The sequence below is a fragment of the Silvibacterium bohemicum genome (assembly GCF_001006305.1).
GTDB classification, from domain to species: Bacteria; Acidobacteriota; Terriglobia; order Terriglobales; family Acidobacteriaceae; genus Silvibacterium; species Silvibacterium bohemicum.
In genome coordinates, this window is the sequence record NZ_LBHJ01000003.1 from 1,047,272 (window position 1) to 1,063,633 (window position 16,362).

Below are 16,362 nucleotides of genomic sequence, written 5' to 3' on the forward strand. Positions count from 1 at the left end.
CTGCCATCGGTGTCGCGCGATGATTCCAGCGATGTCGGGCAACAATCTTTCGTTTATTCCGAAACCAAAGGAAGGTTTCATCCGTGTTCTATGCAGAGAAACTATTCAAAATTGCAACCGTGAACCACACATTTATCCAGAAAACTCCTACTCATCGTTCTGACCAACTATCGCCCGCGTGTATGCATTGCTCACTGTTTCAAGATCGAGCAACCGGGTTACGAGAGATTGTTAAAAGAGGTACTTGGAAAGCCGGACGGAATGCTATATTAGTCACCGAATCGAAGTCTTTTTTACTCGACGGAGCCTCGCTGCCTTGAACTATCGCTGAGGCAGGTTCCACTGGGGTTTCGGGGCCACGCACGATGTCGGGTTTGTTTGAATTGTGTGATCCGCTGCTCAGCCTTCACTTGCTACTTCCACTGCTCACTGGATGCGCCGCAAACTTGTCGGATCGATTGTAGTCAAGGTGCGGCACTGGAAGTTCGACGGCTAGTTTCTAACAACGATAGGCTTTCGGAACTGCATGGCAACTACTGAATACTTATCAAAATTACCCGGCGAGGATCGGGATCGGCAGGTCCAGGCACTGCCCGTCAGCAAGAAGAGCTGGGGCAGAATTGCAGACCCCGGCGCCATTGCCATGATGCTGAGCGACGCCGTGGTTATTCTGATGGCATTCGGCGTCGCCATTGTCCTGCGCGGAATTTTGTATCACAAGGCCAGCCGCTTTGTTGCTTTCACTCACGACGTAGCCGGGGCCCCGGTCAGCGCAGTGCTGGTCGGCGGATTCATCCTCGCGTACCTCCTGGTGGCGCATCGCTACGGATTGTTTTCTCCGTTGCCGCAGGCCAGCGAGCTTCACACCTTCCGCCTGACGGCGCAAGCATCCCTCAATGCCGGCCTTCTGCTATGCGGCGGCCTGTACATGACCGGCGCTTTCTCCGTCTCGCGATTGCTGGTGATCCTGCTCATCGCCGCCGCTATCGTCGCACTCTCCGTTCATCGCGCCCTCTGGAGACGCACAAGATTCCGTCAATATGAGCGCGGGCTGGAAACACGAAATGTAGTGATTCTGGGCACCAATCATTTCAGCTGCGCCGTAGGCCAGCATATCGAGAGAGATATCCGTCTCGGCTATCGCCTGCGCGGCTATGTCGCCACTCCCGATTCCATCCCAGGCTGCGAAGTGCCGAGCCATCAGCTGTTGGGCGGCATCGACTGCATACGCCAACTCACCCGGCTGCATTTCATCGATGAAGTAGTAATCGCCGAACCCTGCTCGACTGAGCAGGTCATCCGCCTGGTCGAAGAGGCGCGCGAGCTGGACCTGGATATTCGCACCATCTCAGGATACTTCGGCGAGCTCACAGCGGATACCCCGATCGAATATCTCGGAGCATTTCCCGTCGTCTCGCTCCATCGCAGCAAGACGCGAGCCATCGCCCTGGCGCTTAAGCGAGGAGTCGACATCGCGCTCTCGCTGGCCGCGCTGATCCTTGTCTTTCCCACCATGCTGGCCATTGCCATCGCCATCAAGATCGAAGGCAACGGATCCATCTTCTATGTCTCCGAGCGCATCGGTAAGCGTGGCCGGGTCTTTCCGTGCTTCAAGTTCCGCACCATGGTGAAGGATGCAGACCGCATGAAGAAGGGAATTGCCGCTCTCAACGAGCGAGACGGCATCCTCTTCAAGGTCACTAACGATCCCCGCATCACCCGGGTCGGGCGAATGCTCCGTAAATACAGCCTCGACGAGCTGCCGCAGTTCCTCAACGTCCTGCGCGGCGAGATGAGCATCGTCGGTCCGCGGCCTCCCATCGCCAGCGAAGTCGAGAAGTACGAGCTCGAGCACTTCCGCCGCCTCGAAGTGCTGCCCGGCCTGACCGGCCTATGGCAGGTGCAGGCGCGGCAGGATTCCTCCTTCGCCAAGTACATCGCGCTCGACACCGCCTACGTCGAGAATTGGAGCTTCTGGCTGGATCTCAAGATCCTCATGCGAACAGCCGAAGTAGTCCTCCGCGGCACCGGCACTTAGAACACGCTCTAATCCTCGCTGAACGCACCCGCCGCTCTCTTCCAGTGGTGTCCTCTGTCGCGGCTGCACATCTGATCGCAGACAGTGGAATTTTCTTTGCTTACATTCTCACCGTTAACGAAAGCTTCCTCTTCAGCAGAAGAGCACCGCGGCCATCACAGTCGAGAGCGAAATTTATTCCCTCCAGTAGCGCATCAGTTTTCATCACGCCAAGCTTTTGATCGCGCGAAAGTAATCCGTCGGTGACACCCAGAAACTGACCACTATCCGTCAAATTGGCGTGAAATTTTTGCTAAAAAATAAATCACTTACCAACTTATTTCAGTGGTGCGGGACTCATTCCTGATCTCCGCGCCAAAACTTAAAGACATCGGCGCACCTAAGATTGCCGGGCCAGGCTGTACTTTCTTTCGGAGGACTTTTGACCAGACGCCGTCTCTCTGCAGCAGTCGTGTTTCTGCTGATCGCCATAGCTGTACGCAGTTTCCCCCAGAACGCGAACACTTCGCTCCGCGGCGTTGTTCAAGATCCCACCAGCGCAGTTGTCCCCGGAGCCAAAATCATCCTGGCCGATCCGGCCAACGGCAGCAGGTTCGCTGCCACATCGAACGGCTCGGGTGAATATGTCTTCGCTCAGATTCCGCCTGCCAAGTACACGATCACAGTTTCGGCCACGGGCTTCGGCAACCAAACCAAGACGGCCGAGCTGCTGGTCAATCAGCCCGCCACCATTGATTTCACCGTCTCAGTCCAGGCCAGCAGTGAAGTGATCAATGTGAGCGCTGAAGCGCAAACGTTGAATACCACGGACGCTTCGCTCGGCGGCTCGATGAACAATTCGCTGATCCAGGCATTACCGAGCGAAGGCCGCAACGTCCCCGACCTGCTCTCGCTGCAACCTGGCGTGCTCAATCTCGGACAAAATTCCGGCAGGCCTTCCAATCCCAACGAGCAAAACGATCCGCGCAGCGGCGCGGTCAACGGCGGCCGTTCCGACCAGGGCAACATCACCGTCGATGGGCTCGACGACAATGATCAGGTCAACGGTTTCGCATTCACCGGAGTGCTCCGTGAAACCCAGGATTCGGTCGAGGAATTCCGCGTAACCACCGGGAATGCCGGCGCCGATCAGGGCCGCTCTTCCGGCGCGCAGGTTAGCCTGGTCACTAAGTCCGGAACCAACCAATTCCACGGCGCTCTCTATGAATACAATCGGCCCACTTTCACCGTAGCCAATGACTGGTTCAACAAGGCAGCTGAATTAGGCAACGGTCAGGCGAATACGCCTCCTAAGCTCATCCGCAATACCTTTGGCGGTGCGCTCGGCGGCCCGATCCTCAAAAACAAGCTCTTCTTCTTTGCCAACTACGAAGGCCAGCGCCAGGCGGAGAACCAGATTGTGAGCGAGATCGCTCCCACCGCGAGTTACAAGCAGGGAATCATCACTTATCAGGGCGACAGCGCAGCCGGCGCGCTTCAGAACACTTCCATCTCGGCCGCGCAAGTTACAGCACTCGATGCCGGCTGCCAAGCGTGCAATACCTCTAGCTATCCCAACGGCCCTGGTCCCAATCCCAACATTCTCAGCTACCTCAATCAGTACCCCACAGCCAACGGAACGACCCTCGGCGACGGACTGAATACCGGCTCTTTCACTTTCTCCTCACCGAATCCCGTTGCGCTGAATACCACGATCGTCCGCCTTGATTACACTCCTGACGACAAACAGCGCATCTTCGTGCGCGGCAACTTCCAGAAGGACACCACACTAGGCACGGAACAATTTCCCGGACAGGGTCCTTCTTCCACGTTGGTGGACAACACGAAGGGACTGGCCGCTGGCTATACGTATACCTTCACTCCCAACCTCATCAACGACCTTCGCTATGGCTATATACGCCAGGGCTTTGGCAACCTCGGGGCCGGCAGCGGCGACTACGTCAACATCAAATTCCTTACGTCGCTCACCTCCGAGAACCGCAATACCATCATCAGCGTGCCGGTGAACAACATCGTTGATAACCTGAGCTGGACTAAGGGGAAACACACTGTCGCATTCGGAGGAAACTGGCGGCTCGTCCATCAGAATCGCACCTCCGACTCGAACTCCTTTAACGTCGCCAGCACCAATCCCCTCTGGCTTGCGGGCAATCCTCCTGACCCGTCCACGATTGGTGGCCTCCCTGTAGACGCCGGTTTTTCGCAATCTTACCTGGAGGCTTACGCTAATCTGGTCGGCACCGTGCCCGACGTTACAACGACCGAGAACTATCAGGTCACGAGCGCCACATCCGGCTCCTTGCTTGGCGACGGTGCGCCTCTCGCGCGCCATTTCAAAGCCAACGAATTCGAATGGTACGTTCAAGATTCCTGGCATGCCACACCCAAGCTCACGATGACCTTTGGCATACGGCACAGCATCCTGCAAACTCCTTGGGAAACGCACGGTCAGCAGGTCGCTCCCACCATCGATACTCACGCCTGGTTCACGGAGCGTGAAGCTGCCGCTCAGCAAGGACAGGTATATGAGCCAAACCTGGCCTTTAGTCCAAGTGGGCCCTTCTACAACAAGCCGGGCTATTGGCCCAAGCAGAAGGCGAACTTTGCTCCGCGTGCCTCTTTCGCTTATGCTCTTGACTCGAAGACCTCGATTCGCGCCGGCTTCGGAATCTTCTTCGATCACTATGGCGAGCAACTGGTGAGCACCTTCGATCAGAACGGCTCCTTCGGAATCAATTCTCAGATCGAGAGTCCCGCCGACGCTTACAATTTCGAAAACGCTCCTCGTTACGTCAACAACCGTACCTTTCCGCCCATCAGTAACGGGATAGCGCCGGCAACCATCAGCTATCCCTACACGGCACCCACAAATAACTTTGCAATCAGCTGGGGCTTAGACAACCACCTCAAGACTCCTTACTCCGAATCCATCGACTTATCGGTGCAGCGTCAGCTTCCCGGCGGTTTCACCCTCGAGACGAACTATGTTGGCCGCCTCGGGCGTCATCTTTTGCAAAGCCTCGATCTCGCCCAGCCCGTCGACTTCGTCGATAATAAAGGCGGAGGAGACTACTTCACCGCCGGCACTCAGCTCGCCAAGCTGGTTGATGCCAATGGCGGCAGGGCTCCCGCTCCGGTTCCCGCCATCAAATACTTTGAAGACGTCTTTCCATTTATGGCTGGATACGAATATGCGGGTGAGAGCGCTACCCAGGCCATCTATGACCTGGAGTGGGCACCCAACCGCAGCACTCTGGGAGAGACCAACGCTCTCGCCGACCTTGACTTCTCCTGCCTTTACGGCTGCCCGCTGGGTACCCGTTTCTGGCAAAATCAGTTCTCCTCTCTGTATGCGCTGTCCACCATTGGCGTGAGCTACTACAACGCCGGTCAATTTATCCTCCGTCATCCCACCAGTCATGGATTGAATCTTGATTTCAGTTACACCCTATCGAAATCCATCGACATGGGGTCGGACACGGAACGCGGCAATGAAACCTCCAACCTTTCTAACGACGGGTCGTTCAGTGCCATCCTGAACACTTGGAAGCCCTCTCTCAATCGAGCTCCTTCAGACTTCGACACCCGGCATCTCATCACCGCCGACTGGGTTTATCAGCTTCCCGTCGGTCAGGGAAAGCAGTTTCTCGGCTCGACAAGCGCCGCTGCCAACGCCGTCATTGGCGGCTGGCAGTGGTCAGGCATCAATCGCTGGACCAGCGGACTGCCTTTTGGTGTAACCGAGCCTGGTTTCACCACCGACTGGAACGATTCAAGCTTCGGTGTCGTGACAGGCAAGGTTCAGTTGCACAAGCACGTCGTCAACGGAGCCCCGCAGATCTTTGCCAATCCAAACGCAATCAATTCCGGAATACTCACGGGCGGGCCTATCCGTCTTCCTTATCCGGGTGAGGCCGGAGAACGTAACAACTTCCGCGGCGACGGCATCTTTGGCATCGACTCCGGTCTATCCAAAACCTGGGGGATGAAAGAATATGGAGCTCTCAAGTTTGCCTGGGAGGTTTTCAACGTCACCAACAGCGTGCGCTTCAACACCAGCCCCAACGATCTAGGGCAGGGCCTGGGCACCGGCAGCCTCGGTGTCTACAATGCAACCCTCTCCACACCTCGCCGTATGCAATTCTCCTTGCGCTACGACTTCTAACTCTCAGCCTGACCAAATGCCGGAGGCGTCACGCTCTCCGGCATTTTTCTTTTCAGCAGCTGTGACATCGGCACGTCTCGCCGTGAAGACCTTCGATCCACGAAAATGTGCATCCTGTGTTCTACACGAAACTCCAACACCGTATGGCCTTAGAGAGCGTCAACCAGGGCTTACTTCGGTCGCCCGCGCACAGGAAATGGAGTTTTCAATGTACGTGACGGGGAACTCCGAAAGTGAAACGACCGTTACTTGAAAAAATTGCGGGATTTGTATGAAATAAAGACAGATACCGATGCCATTGGCATCAACACTTGAACTATACAGAATATACGTTATCGGACGTTGATGTAGTTTCTTTATGTTCCTTGCTGACGCCGGGTTTGCGTCACAGCATCACCACGATCAACGCTCCGTGAGCGCCGCTTTTGCAACATTTGCGTCAGCGCGGTCGATCATCCAGAGTCGCTCCACTTTGGTAAGCCGCTGCCTCAGGAGTTCCCATATTCGGGTGCCACGGTTCCCGTGCCGGCTTCTTCGATCACGTCTCGAAAGTATGAGAACGGCTGGATGAGCGACCTTGAAGCAGCGAACTTCCCTATCGCCGGCAGCATGTTGAACGATCTATCAATAACGCTCGACAATGAAATGCAGCGGAAGGTCTTTGAGTGGGCGATCAAGACAACGATGGTTCTACATGGGAATAAATTCGCTGCTGGCGTGTCATGAGCTACATGCGGAGAATGCAGATTCCCGAAGTCCTCGCCTAAAATTGGCCTCCCCTTGGCAATCGCGCGGCAACTACGACTCGACGTCAATGGCAAACTGAAAACGTTATGGCTGTGCTAGCCGTATATCGGCCAAAAAGCACCCTCACTTACTGATCACTTCCACAGCAAAGGATGCGCAAGCATGAGCGACGATAAGCCTCCCACTGGAATAGCACTTTCAGCACTCGATCCGACTTTTCGGGATCATCCTAGCCTATACATAGACCAGCTTCGATCAGAGGAACCTGTGCATCAAGATCGGGAATTCGACAGAATCGTGCTCACACGTGCCGAGGATATCGAATCTGTTCTGAACGATCGTAAATTGGCTAAGGATCCGCGGAAATCCAGGCCAGGCTCTTTCGCGCGTGTCATAGAAAGAGTGGATGATGATTACAAGCCGACCATGTTGTTCGCGGACCCTCCCGATCACAAGCGTCTTCGCGACCTGGTTTCGAAGGCATTCAATCAGCAATCCGTCGATGCCATACGACCACGCATCGTTGAAATAGGAAATCGACTTCTGGACGAGATTCCCGATCCTGATCGCTTCGACGTTATCGAAGCCTATGCAAATCCCCTGCCGACAATCGTGATCGCCGCAATGCTGGGGATCGACGACAAGGATAGAGAAGATTTTAAGCACTGGTCTGACAGTCAGGTAATTGGCTTCAATCCCAGGCGCACCGTAGAAGAAACTGCTGTACTCGTGGCGGGACGCAAAGCATTGAACGAATATTTCGCAAGGATTATCGATCAGCGCCGCAAAGAACGTGGGTCCGACCTTATTAGCAATCTCATATCGGCCGAAGAAGTAGGACAGAAACTCACAGAACGGGAGATCGTCGACGTTTGTATCCTGCTGCTCATCGCCGGGAATGTTACGACAACCGACCTGATTGGCAACGCCGTTCTGGCACTCATCAACAATCCGGAGGAACGGGATAAACTCACTACGCGGCCCGAACTAATTCGCGATGCAGTTGAAGAGGTCTTGCGTTACGACTCGCCGGTCGTGAATGCGACTCGCATTGCAACCAAGCCCATGCAGATGGGAGGAGTGGATATCGGGGAGGGGCAAAGCATCACAACGCTATTGTTCGGTGCGAATCACGATCCGGCAGCACATCCCAACCCGGAGAAGTTTGATATCGAGCGCCAGGACAAAAAGCACTCTTCTTTCGGAGGTGGCATTCACTACTGTCTCGGAGCACCGCTCGCACGCGTGGAAGCACAGATCGCCATCCCACTGCTATTGACGAGGTTTCCTAAGCTTCGCCTCATGGCCGGCCATCACCCAATGCGGAAATCATTGCCATCTTTCAATGGCCTGGAAGCTCTATGGGTCGACACGGATTAGTCTTAGCAAAAAGAATCAATGTCGAGTGCGAATTCTCTTAAACCTCGGAGCCGCTGCTGAATGTAGGTGGCGGCAACGCAGCATATGAATCAAATTTACCCGATTTCCAGATATCCGCGACGTCCCCAGCTTCTGATTCCATCTCAGAGAGAAACTGTTGGACGTAGGGCAATCGCAACGCAAAGAGCCTGCGTCCTTCATCGGTCTGAACGTATTCCGAAGCAATTTCAATCTTTCTCTTGTACCACTCTATCGCCTCAAAAGGCGCTAGCCCCATCTGCCCGAACATTGAAAAAACGCGGGCGATACCCACCGCCGCCAGGCCATCGAGTTTATCTGCGTCAAACAGAACTCTTGCCTCGTCTGTAGATGGCTTGATAGTACGGACATGTTCTGAGGAGTGTTCCGCAATGACCGTAAGAACATCGCTTGCACGATCATTCGGACAACCCGCCTGCCGCAGAATTTCCTCTGCCGCCAGCAGGCTCAACTCCACATGTTCCGCTTTCCTTCCAGTTGGCTGGTCAACATCGTGTAAGAGCACCGCAAGCTCGAGAAGCTCATAATCGACGCCTTGGATGGTTGCGGCAATCTTAAGAGCATTATGCATTACACGCTCTATGTGGTCGAAACGATGTGCAACCGATTGTTCGGAATTACTTACTCGTTTTAAAACTTCGCTCTTAACACAACTCGTCAGCTTCGACATGCTGTCTCCTCGCCCGGACATCACGACTGCCGAGCGGAAAGCGTCACCTGGCGATGATAGCCTTCCCTCAGCAGAGGCGCGTTGCCTAAGACTTGGTCAATGGGTCAATAGGATTGATTCGTGGCACAAGAAGCGGATCTTCGTCTGTGAAAGGAAATCGAGGAAGCGCTGAGGGCTCAACTTTAAACGTCGCCGCCAACACATCGCGGGAATAACATCCAACTGCCGTTCTTACGCCGATGTCCCCTGGAGAAACTTGATCGAAGAAGACGAGCAATTTGAGATCACCGTCGCCGATGTCCTCGAAGTGGTGCGGATACGCCCGTGGTATGAAATAGACATCTCCTTGATTCATCTCGAATGTGTCGGCCGATCCATCCGGGCTCACGATCGTCATCCGGCCTTTTCCCTTGGCTATGTATCCCATCTCCGCAGTCTCGGGATGCCAATGTAATTCGCGCATTCCCTGATTGGTAAGATCCACGGAGAACATTGCAATATTCTGGAGGGCCGGCCAAAGCTTGGCGAGAGCCGTACGGGCTGTGCCTGCTTCGGAATTCCGCTGTGGCAAAGCCGCCTCGATGGAATACTTGTAGGGATTGTTCTCTTTGTCTTGGACTTCAATCACGGCCGCGGTCGTTCGATGCCCTATTTCAGTGTTCTGCCGCGTCCTTTTCAAATTGGCGAAGTCAGATGCAGGCAAGCCAAAGCTGTTACCGAGAACAGCATCACTGAAACAGCCAAAGGTGCCGGAGAGACTGAAGTCCTCCGGGCTCTCGTGTGAAAACCCAAGAATGATTTCACCTTCTTGCGTGCCAATGTTCTCGACGTGATGGAGAGCGCCGGATGGCACAAAAAACATCTCGCCGGCGGATATGACGAAACTGTTTCTGGCCTCGCCGTTGCTGGCGATCGTTACAAGGTGCTCTCCGTGCAGGCAATATCCCAGCTCGTGCGCATTTGCGTGCCAGTGTGGCTCTCGAACACCTTTTGGCGCGAGAAGCAAACGGCGAATCGAGAGCCGCTCAAGCACGGGCAGATCGCTCACATCGATGCGAGTCTGGCTGCCAAAGTCACCGGCGAAATACGGCTTTTTCTTAGTGACCGAAGTGATATGCGGAGAAGCGGCGGCCTGATTGCCTGGAGCCGCTATTTTCCCGGCAGTCTCAGCGCTGCTCGCCGAATGATCGGCTTCGCCCTTGCTGGTCTGCCCGAACACATGAGGGGCCATCAGAGTTCCCGCGCCTATGGTTGCTGCCGCCGCACCTAGAAAAGAACGGCGGCTCAAGGATTTCTCGTCTTCCGCTTCGATCGCTTTCACTACTTCGTCTCTCTTCGTTCATGCAATATTGGGAGTCCTCCATGTGAGGAAACTACAACCGAACAGGAACTTCAAGTTCATCCGGCAATGAACAGCCTTCTTTCTTTCGAGGCCGGTTTCAAGATGTTCAGCCGTCCCGCGAAATCAAGATCGCGACTCATTTGTCAGTTGCAGACCATCTGCTTTCGCAGGCCCCTGTGAATAAAAACACTCCAGGTGGCAAATTATGCCCATGTTTTTATCTTACAAACGAGATTGTTGTCACAAGAAGGTTGCGCGGATAAACCGACCGGCACATAAGCCTGAAACCCACGATGGTGAATGTGGGTCATCTCCAAGTGAAGCCAGTTGGCGATCTTGCCGGGCTTAGGGGAGCATCTTCAACCACGCGGCTATCTCCTGTCCGATCGTATCCGGATGATCTTCCTGCAGGTAGTGGAGTCCATGTCCGAGATCGACAGCGTGGCATGACTTCAGATGTGTGCGATAGAACTCCGCTCGAGCCGGTGGAATAAAAATACCGGGCTGGGCATGAAAGAAAAGCTTTGGCGTATCCGTTGACAGCAGCCACTCATGATAAGCAACTGCCATCGCGTAGACGTCGCTCGGGGAGCCAGCAATCGGAAGTTCATTTGGAAACCGATAAATAGGCTCCCTATCGTTCGCGTTGAGGAAGGGACGACGATACTCTTCCATCTCGTGAGCAGAAAGGTGACGTACGACTCCACTGGGCAGGCCTTGCTCAATGAAAATGTTGTGATCGATCACCAGCGACCGCCCGATCGCCGGATCCCGGAGTGTCTTGAGATACTCGTATGCTGTTGTACCGAGGTCCAGCCAGGTCGGAACCGGAGCGATGAACTCCATCAGCGCCAGGCCTTTGACTTGCGTCGAATGACGCCGCGCCCAGTCGAGTCCCAGCGCAGAACCCCAATCGTGCAGGACCAATATCACGTCCGTTAGGTTGAGTGCCTCGATGAATACTTGCAAATAGCTCGCGTGATCTTCTATCCGATAGGAGAGATTGGGCCGGTCAGAATGTCCAAACCCGATCAGGTCCGGCGCCACACAACGTACGTGCGGTGCGACGTGTGGGATCACATTTCTCCAGAGATAGGACGAGGTGGGATTGCCATGTAGAAACAGCGCAACGGTTTCTTTCCCTTCGCTCAAGCCTTCATCCACGTACGCCATCTTTGAGTTGAGAACTTCTACATATTTCATCGAACGCTGGGTCACGTATATCTCCGATCGAGCTTGATTCGAGCAATGCAGCCTTACTTCCCTGCGTCGCCTCTTCGGTACACACTGCTTATTTCGTCCAGTTTCGCCTTCGCTGCATTATCGAGTTTGTAGTCTGCCGCGGCCAATGTGTCGGTCAGTTGATTGAGGCGGCTGGCTCCCAGAATGACTGACGTAACAACGGGGTTCGCAAGAACCCAAGCTATAGATAAGGTTGTGACCGGTATCTTTTGTTGTTCAGCAATCTCGTCAATTTTGCCAACCGACTCGAACTCACGCTCGTGCCAATACCGAGCGTGATACATCTTTCCAAATCCTCCGAGCTCTGTCGAGAAGCGGCCCGTGTCAGGCGTGTCGCCGTGTTTATATCGGCCGCTTAAAAGCCCTCCGGCCAGTGGGTTGTACGGAATGACAGCAATGCCTTCCTCCTGGGCCAACGGAAACAGTTCACGTTCGACCTCCCGAAACAAGAGGTTGTAACGCGGCTGGACGGAAACGAAACGAGTCATCTTTTGCAACGCCTGCAGACCGAGGGCCCTGGCCAGACGATAAGCGAGGAAGTTGGATACGCCGATATAGCGCGCCTTGCCAGAGCGCACAATCACGTCCACCGCTTCAACCATTTCGTCGAGCGGGGTCGCCGGATCGTCCATGTGCAGTTGATATAGGTCGACGTAATCCGTATTGAGGTGGCGTAGCGAGTCGTCGATAGCGTCCAGGAGGTGCTTCCGTGAGTTGCCTTGATCCCACGCAGCTGATCCCATCCGACCACCGCCTTTGGTCGCGAGAATAAATTGACCACGCTTGCCGCGAAGCCAGCGGCCTGTGATGACCTCCGAGGTGCCTGCCTCCGCTCCCGGCGGATAAATGTCCGCAGTGTCGATTAAGTTCACGCCTGCCTCGGCTACCCGATCAAGCATGCGATGCGCCTCTGCTTCGTCCGTCTGTTTTCCAAATGTTCCAGTGCCGAGACACAAACGGGAAACCGTTAGCCCCGTTCGACCGAATTTCGTGAACTCCATATCGACTCCTTCCGCTCCTCATTGGCCAGCGGCCAAGATGTATAGCGATGGATATATTTATAGCGAATTCCAGGAGCGTTGTATATCGATGGCTATATTACGTCTGGAAATCGACGTGATCGAATCGAGCCGGTCCTCCTCGAGCGAGGCAATTCTTTCGCCATAAGGAAGAAAATCATCGGGCACGGAATAAAGTCTCCGCTCATGGTTCTATAGCAATAGCTAAATTACTCGAATGGAGCTTGTATGCGACCCGCAAAACCAGCCACAGCCCTGACGCCTTCATGGGTCGTCGTTGGCCTCGCGATGGGACCGGCGGTCGCTCTCGGTTTTGCGCGCTTTGCCTACGCGCTGCTGCTTCCGTCAATGCGTACCGCCCTTGGATGGAGTTTCGCGGACGCGGGAGCGATGAACACCGCCAACGCAGCTGGTTATTTGATTGGGGCGCTCTTCGCAACGCCCATCGGGAAACGAGTAGGTGACAGGCGCGTCTTCGCGGCCAGCCTACTCTTGACCGCGGTGGCGGTGAGCGTCTCAGGTCTTTCGGCCGACTTCCCCGTGCTATTGGCGTTACGCGCGATCGCAGGTTTTACGGGTGCGCTCGTCTTCGTGTGCGGCGCCGGATTGGCTTCAGCCGCCGCGAAAGGTGGTTCCAGGAAACGCGCTCCCACGCTGTTGGGCGTGTATTTCTCCGGGGCCGGCATCGGCATCACGGCATCGGCTCTCGTGGTTTCTCCCTTGCTGGAAAGGGTCAGTTGGCGAGGTGGCTGGCTAGCGTTAGGCGCTCTCGCACTCTCTGCCACAATATTCGGCTGGTGGGTCTTGGATCGCGCTCCCGAACCGGCCCATGCCCTCGCGGGATCGGCATTCGACGGCTGGTCGCCGCGTTTCATGATGTGCATACTGCTGGCGTATGGCCTCTTCGGCGTAGGTTACATCTCCTACGCGACGTTCATCATCGCGTATCTACGGAGCAACGAAGGGTTCTCGGCGGCTGACGTCACACACTTTTGGTCGATACTCGGCATCGCTTCTGTGGCCACCGCCTTTGCTTGGGGGCCGATCCTCGGCCGGCTGAAGGGTGGCTGGGGAACAGCGGCGACTCTTTGCGGCGTAACCGTTGGGGTTGCTCTACCTCTCCTATGGAAGGGACACGGCGTAGGATATCTATCCGCCATTCTCTTCGGCGGCTCATTTCTCGCTGTTATTACTGCCGTGACATCGTTCGCGCGCCGGGCGGCGAAGCCGCATGCTTGGACTGCCGCCATTGCTGCATTGACCATCGCGTTGGGAATCGGACAGAGCGTTGGGCCTGTGTTGACTGGTGCGTTCTCCGACAAGGCGAATGGCTTGCGGGCAGGCCTCTGGCTTTCGGTGGGTATCCTCGCAATCGCCACTCTGGTCGCGGCTTTCCAACCTGAACCGGCGCCTTAGCCAAGCCGGCAGCCGTCACGTTCTGGAAGAAGTGTTACGACTCTACCTCAGCAACTCCAATGTTCGATAGGGAGATCTGCTCTGCATTTTTCGTAGTTAAACCTGGGCGATAAGCGCGCGATATCGCCGAGATTGAAATCGCAAATTTCCGATTATAAGACTTATAAACTACTTCCCCTCTATAAGGATTTGAACTATGAGTGTATTTATGATTGGCGAGCTCCAGATTGATAGAGTTGCGGAGTACGCCTTACCTTTTCCGCCGCAGGACTTCTTTGTCGGCCTGTCAAAAGACGCGCTGAATTCAGAGGCCGGCTCGCTCGGTCCAGATTACTTCGACAAAACATCTGGCATGGTATTACTAAGCTCGCATAGCTGGGTAATACGCACCAAACATCACAACGTCCTCATCGACACCTGTGTTGGTAATCATAAGAAGCGTCTCATTCCGGCATTCAATCAAATCGAAACTCCCTATCTCGAGCGGCTCGCCGCCGTAAGCCTGTCTCCAGACGACATCGACTTTGTCATATGCACCCACCTGCACTTCGATCACATCGGATGGAATACGAAGCTCGAGAATGGCCGCTGGGTACCGACCTTCTCTAAGGCGCGCTATCTTTTCGGTAGCCGGGAGTTCGACAACACGCAGTCGCTCGCATTCTCTCCCGAGCCGCACGGCGAAGACGTCATCTACAAGGACAGCATCCTGCCGGTGGCGGAATCTGGTCAGATGGTGCTGGTCGAAGATGGATATGCCCTCGACGACAACCTCGTGATGGAGGCGGCGCCGGGACACACACCGGGACACATGGTAGTTCGCGCGAAAGCGCACGGCAAAACGGTCCTGTTCGTCGGCGACTTGATCTATCACCCCATCCAGACCAGATACCCGGAAGTAAACACCATATTCTGCGCTGATCCTCAACTCGCGGTTGCAACGCGGCGCCGCTATCTCGGCGAGTGCGCCGATAACGGCCATCTCCTGGCTGCGGCGCATCTAGGAGCACCGCACTATGGCAGAATTAGCCGCGACGGAGATGCCTTTCGCTTCCACCCCGGCCACGAATAAGTAGTTCACCAGATAGGAGGAAACGCAATGGCAATCTACTTCATCAGCTTGCTGGATATACATGATTCCCAAGGCTTCGGAGAGTACGTACCGCGCGCAGCCTCTGCGCTGTCCGCCGCGGGCGGCGAAATTCTCGCGCTCGACGATAATCCGGTAACTCACGAGGGCACACTGCCAGGCAGCCGCGTGATCCTGCTGAAGTTCGAAGACAAGGCATCGTTCGAAAAATGGTACGAGGGCGAGGCCTATCGGCCTGTCAAACCGATACGTCTAAATTCGGCGATCACGCATTTCGGCGCCACAGTACAAGGGATGAAATGATGTCGAGCTTCCGGCTCAGAGAAGCTTCCCCGCGAGTTTGCGGCTCACGACGCAGACAAGGAGTTGACTATGTTGGTCGAAGGTTCCTAAGTGAAAGGAACCTTCGAAACTGCTATCGAGTAACTTCGACAACCACACCATCGTGGTCTGTTCAGTTTCTCAACAACGGCTGCTGTCATCGGGGCCAAGCCTGCATTGCCCTCGCTACCGTGCGATGGAGGTCTTTACGGCTTGCTCCCGCTTGCGAATCCATGGCCATTCCCCATCTGACGACAAGGATGAATCGCGTGAGTTCGTCCGGGTCAGAATCAGGAGGAAGATCGCCGGCGGATTTGGCATCTCGGAAGCGCTTGCGCAGTTTTGCCTGACGCACTCGTCCGCGCTTTGCCAGTTCGCGCCGTATCTCAATCGCATCATCCGAACATGGCAGCGAGCAGTTCACAATAAGACATCCGCGTGGGTGTAAAGCATCGCTGTAGGTATTGGCGCTTCCGTAGAGCACGCCTTCGGCGACGCCTCGTGCTGTAGGTTGACGCAAAGCTTCTTCCATGAAGCCAAGATAGGTGGCCTGATAGTGCTCAATCACTCTCCAGAAGAGGTTGTCTTTGCTCTGGAATGCAAAGTAAAAGCTCGGAGGCGTAATGCCCATAGCTTGCGTCAGGTTTGCAAGCGAGGTCTGCTCATAGCCATTCCTCCAGAAGAGGTCGGTCGCAATCTCGATGGCCTTGTCAATGTCGAACACGCGTGGACGTGCCATATGTTTCTCCTCCAGGTCAGCAAGTCTCGAACTGGGATCTCGTCAATTCTACCAATTTCATCATAAAATATAGCAAAAGCTATACAATCTCGCCGATGGGCCGGCGAAGAGCGGATGAAGTTAGTGTGGCGGACATACTCTCTTCCCTGCCCCG

Annotated in this window: 12 protein-coding genes; 7 read left to right on the plus strand and 5 right to left on the minus strand. The window is 55.1% G+C overall.

Going from position 1 to position 16,362, the window contains the following annotated elements; translation table 11 throughout:
• The first annotated feature begins 526 nt into the window (after positions 1 to 526).
• From XX99_RS09895 to XX99_RS09905, 4 genes are all read left to right on the plus strand, one after another.
• Complete coding sequence (locus XX99_RS09895; RefSeq protein WP_050059164.1) at positions 527 to 2,038, plus strand: sugar transferase; 1,512 nt, start codon at positions 527 to 529, stop codon at positions 2,036 to 2,038.
• A 421-nt stretch (positions 2,039 to 2,459) separates the two neighbouring features.
• The gene (locus XX99_RS09900) at positions 2,460 to 6,203 is read left to right on the plus strand and encodes a TonB-dependent receptor (protein WP_082125423.1); all 3,744 of its coding nucleotides are present in this window, start codon (positions 2,460 to 2,462) and stop codon (positions 6,201 to 6,203) included.
• A 567-nt stretch (positions 6,204 to 6,770) separates the two neighbouring features.
• On the plus strand, positions 6,771 to 6,929 hold the full coding sequence (locus XX99_RS27190; RefSeq protein WP_156185901.1) for a hypothetical protein: 159 nt from the start codon (positions 6,771 to 6,773) through the stop codon (positions 6,927 to 6,929).
• Between the two features lie 183 nt (positions 6,930 to 7,112).
• Positions 7,113 to 8,330: a cytochrome P450 gene (locus tag XX99_RS09905; RefSeq protein WP_050059166.1), complete on the plus strand. Its 1,218-nt coding sequence runs from the start codon at positions 7,113 to 7,115 to the stop codon at positions 8,328 to 8,330.
• 37 nt (positions 8,331 to 8,367) lie between these two features.
• On the opposite strand, the gene XX99_RS09910 is transcribed toward XX99_RS09905, so the two are convergent.
• The 4 genes from XX99_RS09910 to XX99_RS09925 all read right to left on the minus strand — a co-directional run bounded on the left by XX99_RS09910 (position 8,368) and on the right by XX99_RS09925 (position 12,624).
• Positions 8,368 to 9,039, minus strand: a complete 672-nt coding sequence (locus XX99_RS09910) for an HD domain-containing protein (RefSeq protein WP_082125424.1) — start codon at positions 9,037 to 9,039, stop codon at positions 8,368 to 8,370.
• 85 nt (positions 9,040 to 9,124) lie between these two features.
• Entirely contained in the window at positions 9,125 to 10,360 is a 1,236-nt protein-coding gene (locus XX99_RS09915) for a cupin domain-containing protein (RefSeq protein WP_050059167.1), read from the minus strand.
• A gap of 366 nt (positions 10,361 to 10,726) precedes the next feature.
• The gene (locus XX99_RS09920; RefSeq protein ID WP_197081864.1) at positions 10,727 to 11,599 is read right to left on the minus strand and encodes a haloalkane dehalogenase; all 873 of its coding nucleotides are present in this window, start codon (positions 11,597 to 11,599) and stop codon (positions 10,727 to 10,729) included.
• A 38-nt stretch (positions 11,600 to 11,637) separates the two neighbouring features.
• Positions 11,638 to 12,624 (minus strand): aldo/keto reductase, encoded by a 987-nt coding sequence (locus XX99_RS09925; RefSeq protein ID WP_050059169.1) that lies wholly within the window; start codon positions 12,622 to 12,624, stop codon positions 11,638 to 11,640.
• Positions 12,625 to 12,870: 246 nt separating this feature from the next.
• Here XX99_RS09925 and XX99_RS09930 point away from each other — a divergent pair, with 246 nt between their 5' ends.
• From XX99_RS09930 to XX99_RS09940, 3 genes are all read left to right on the plus strand, one after another.
• Positions 12,871 to 14,058, plus strand: a complete 1,188-nt coding sequence (locus tag XX99_RS09930) for a YbfB/YjiJ family MFS transporter (protein WP_050059170.1) — start codon at positions 12,871 to 12,873, stop codon at positions 14,056 to 14,058.
• 196 nt (positions 14,059 to 14,254) lie between these two features.
• On the plus strand, positions 14,255 to 15,130 hold the full coding sequence (locus XX99_RS09935; RefSeq protein WP_082125425.1) for an MBL fold metallo-hydrolase: 876 nt from the start codon (positions 14,255 to 14,257) through the stop codon (positions 15,128 to 15,130).
• Between the two features lie 27 nt (positions 15,131 to 15,157).
• A complete protein-coding gene (locus XX99_RS09940) occupies positions 15,158 to 15,451 on the plus strand; it encodes a DUF1330 domain-containing protein (protein ID WP_050059172.1) in 294 nt (97 codons plus the stop codon).
• Positions 15,452 to 15,626: 175 nt separating this feature from the next.
• Here the strand turns inward: XX99_RS09940 and XX99_RS09945 are convergent, their stop codons facing one another.
• The gene (locus tag XX99_RS09945) at positions 15,627 to 16,208 is read right to left on the minus strand and encodes a TetR/AcrR family transcriptional regulator (protein ID WP_050059173.1); all 582 of its coding nucleotides are present in this window, start codon (positions 16,206 to 16,208) and stop codon (positions 15,627 to 15,629) included.
• Positions 16,209 to 16,362 lie beyond the last annotated feature (154 nt).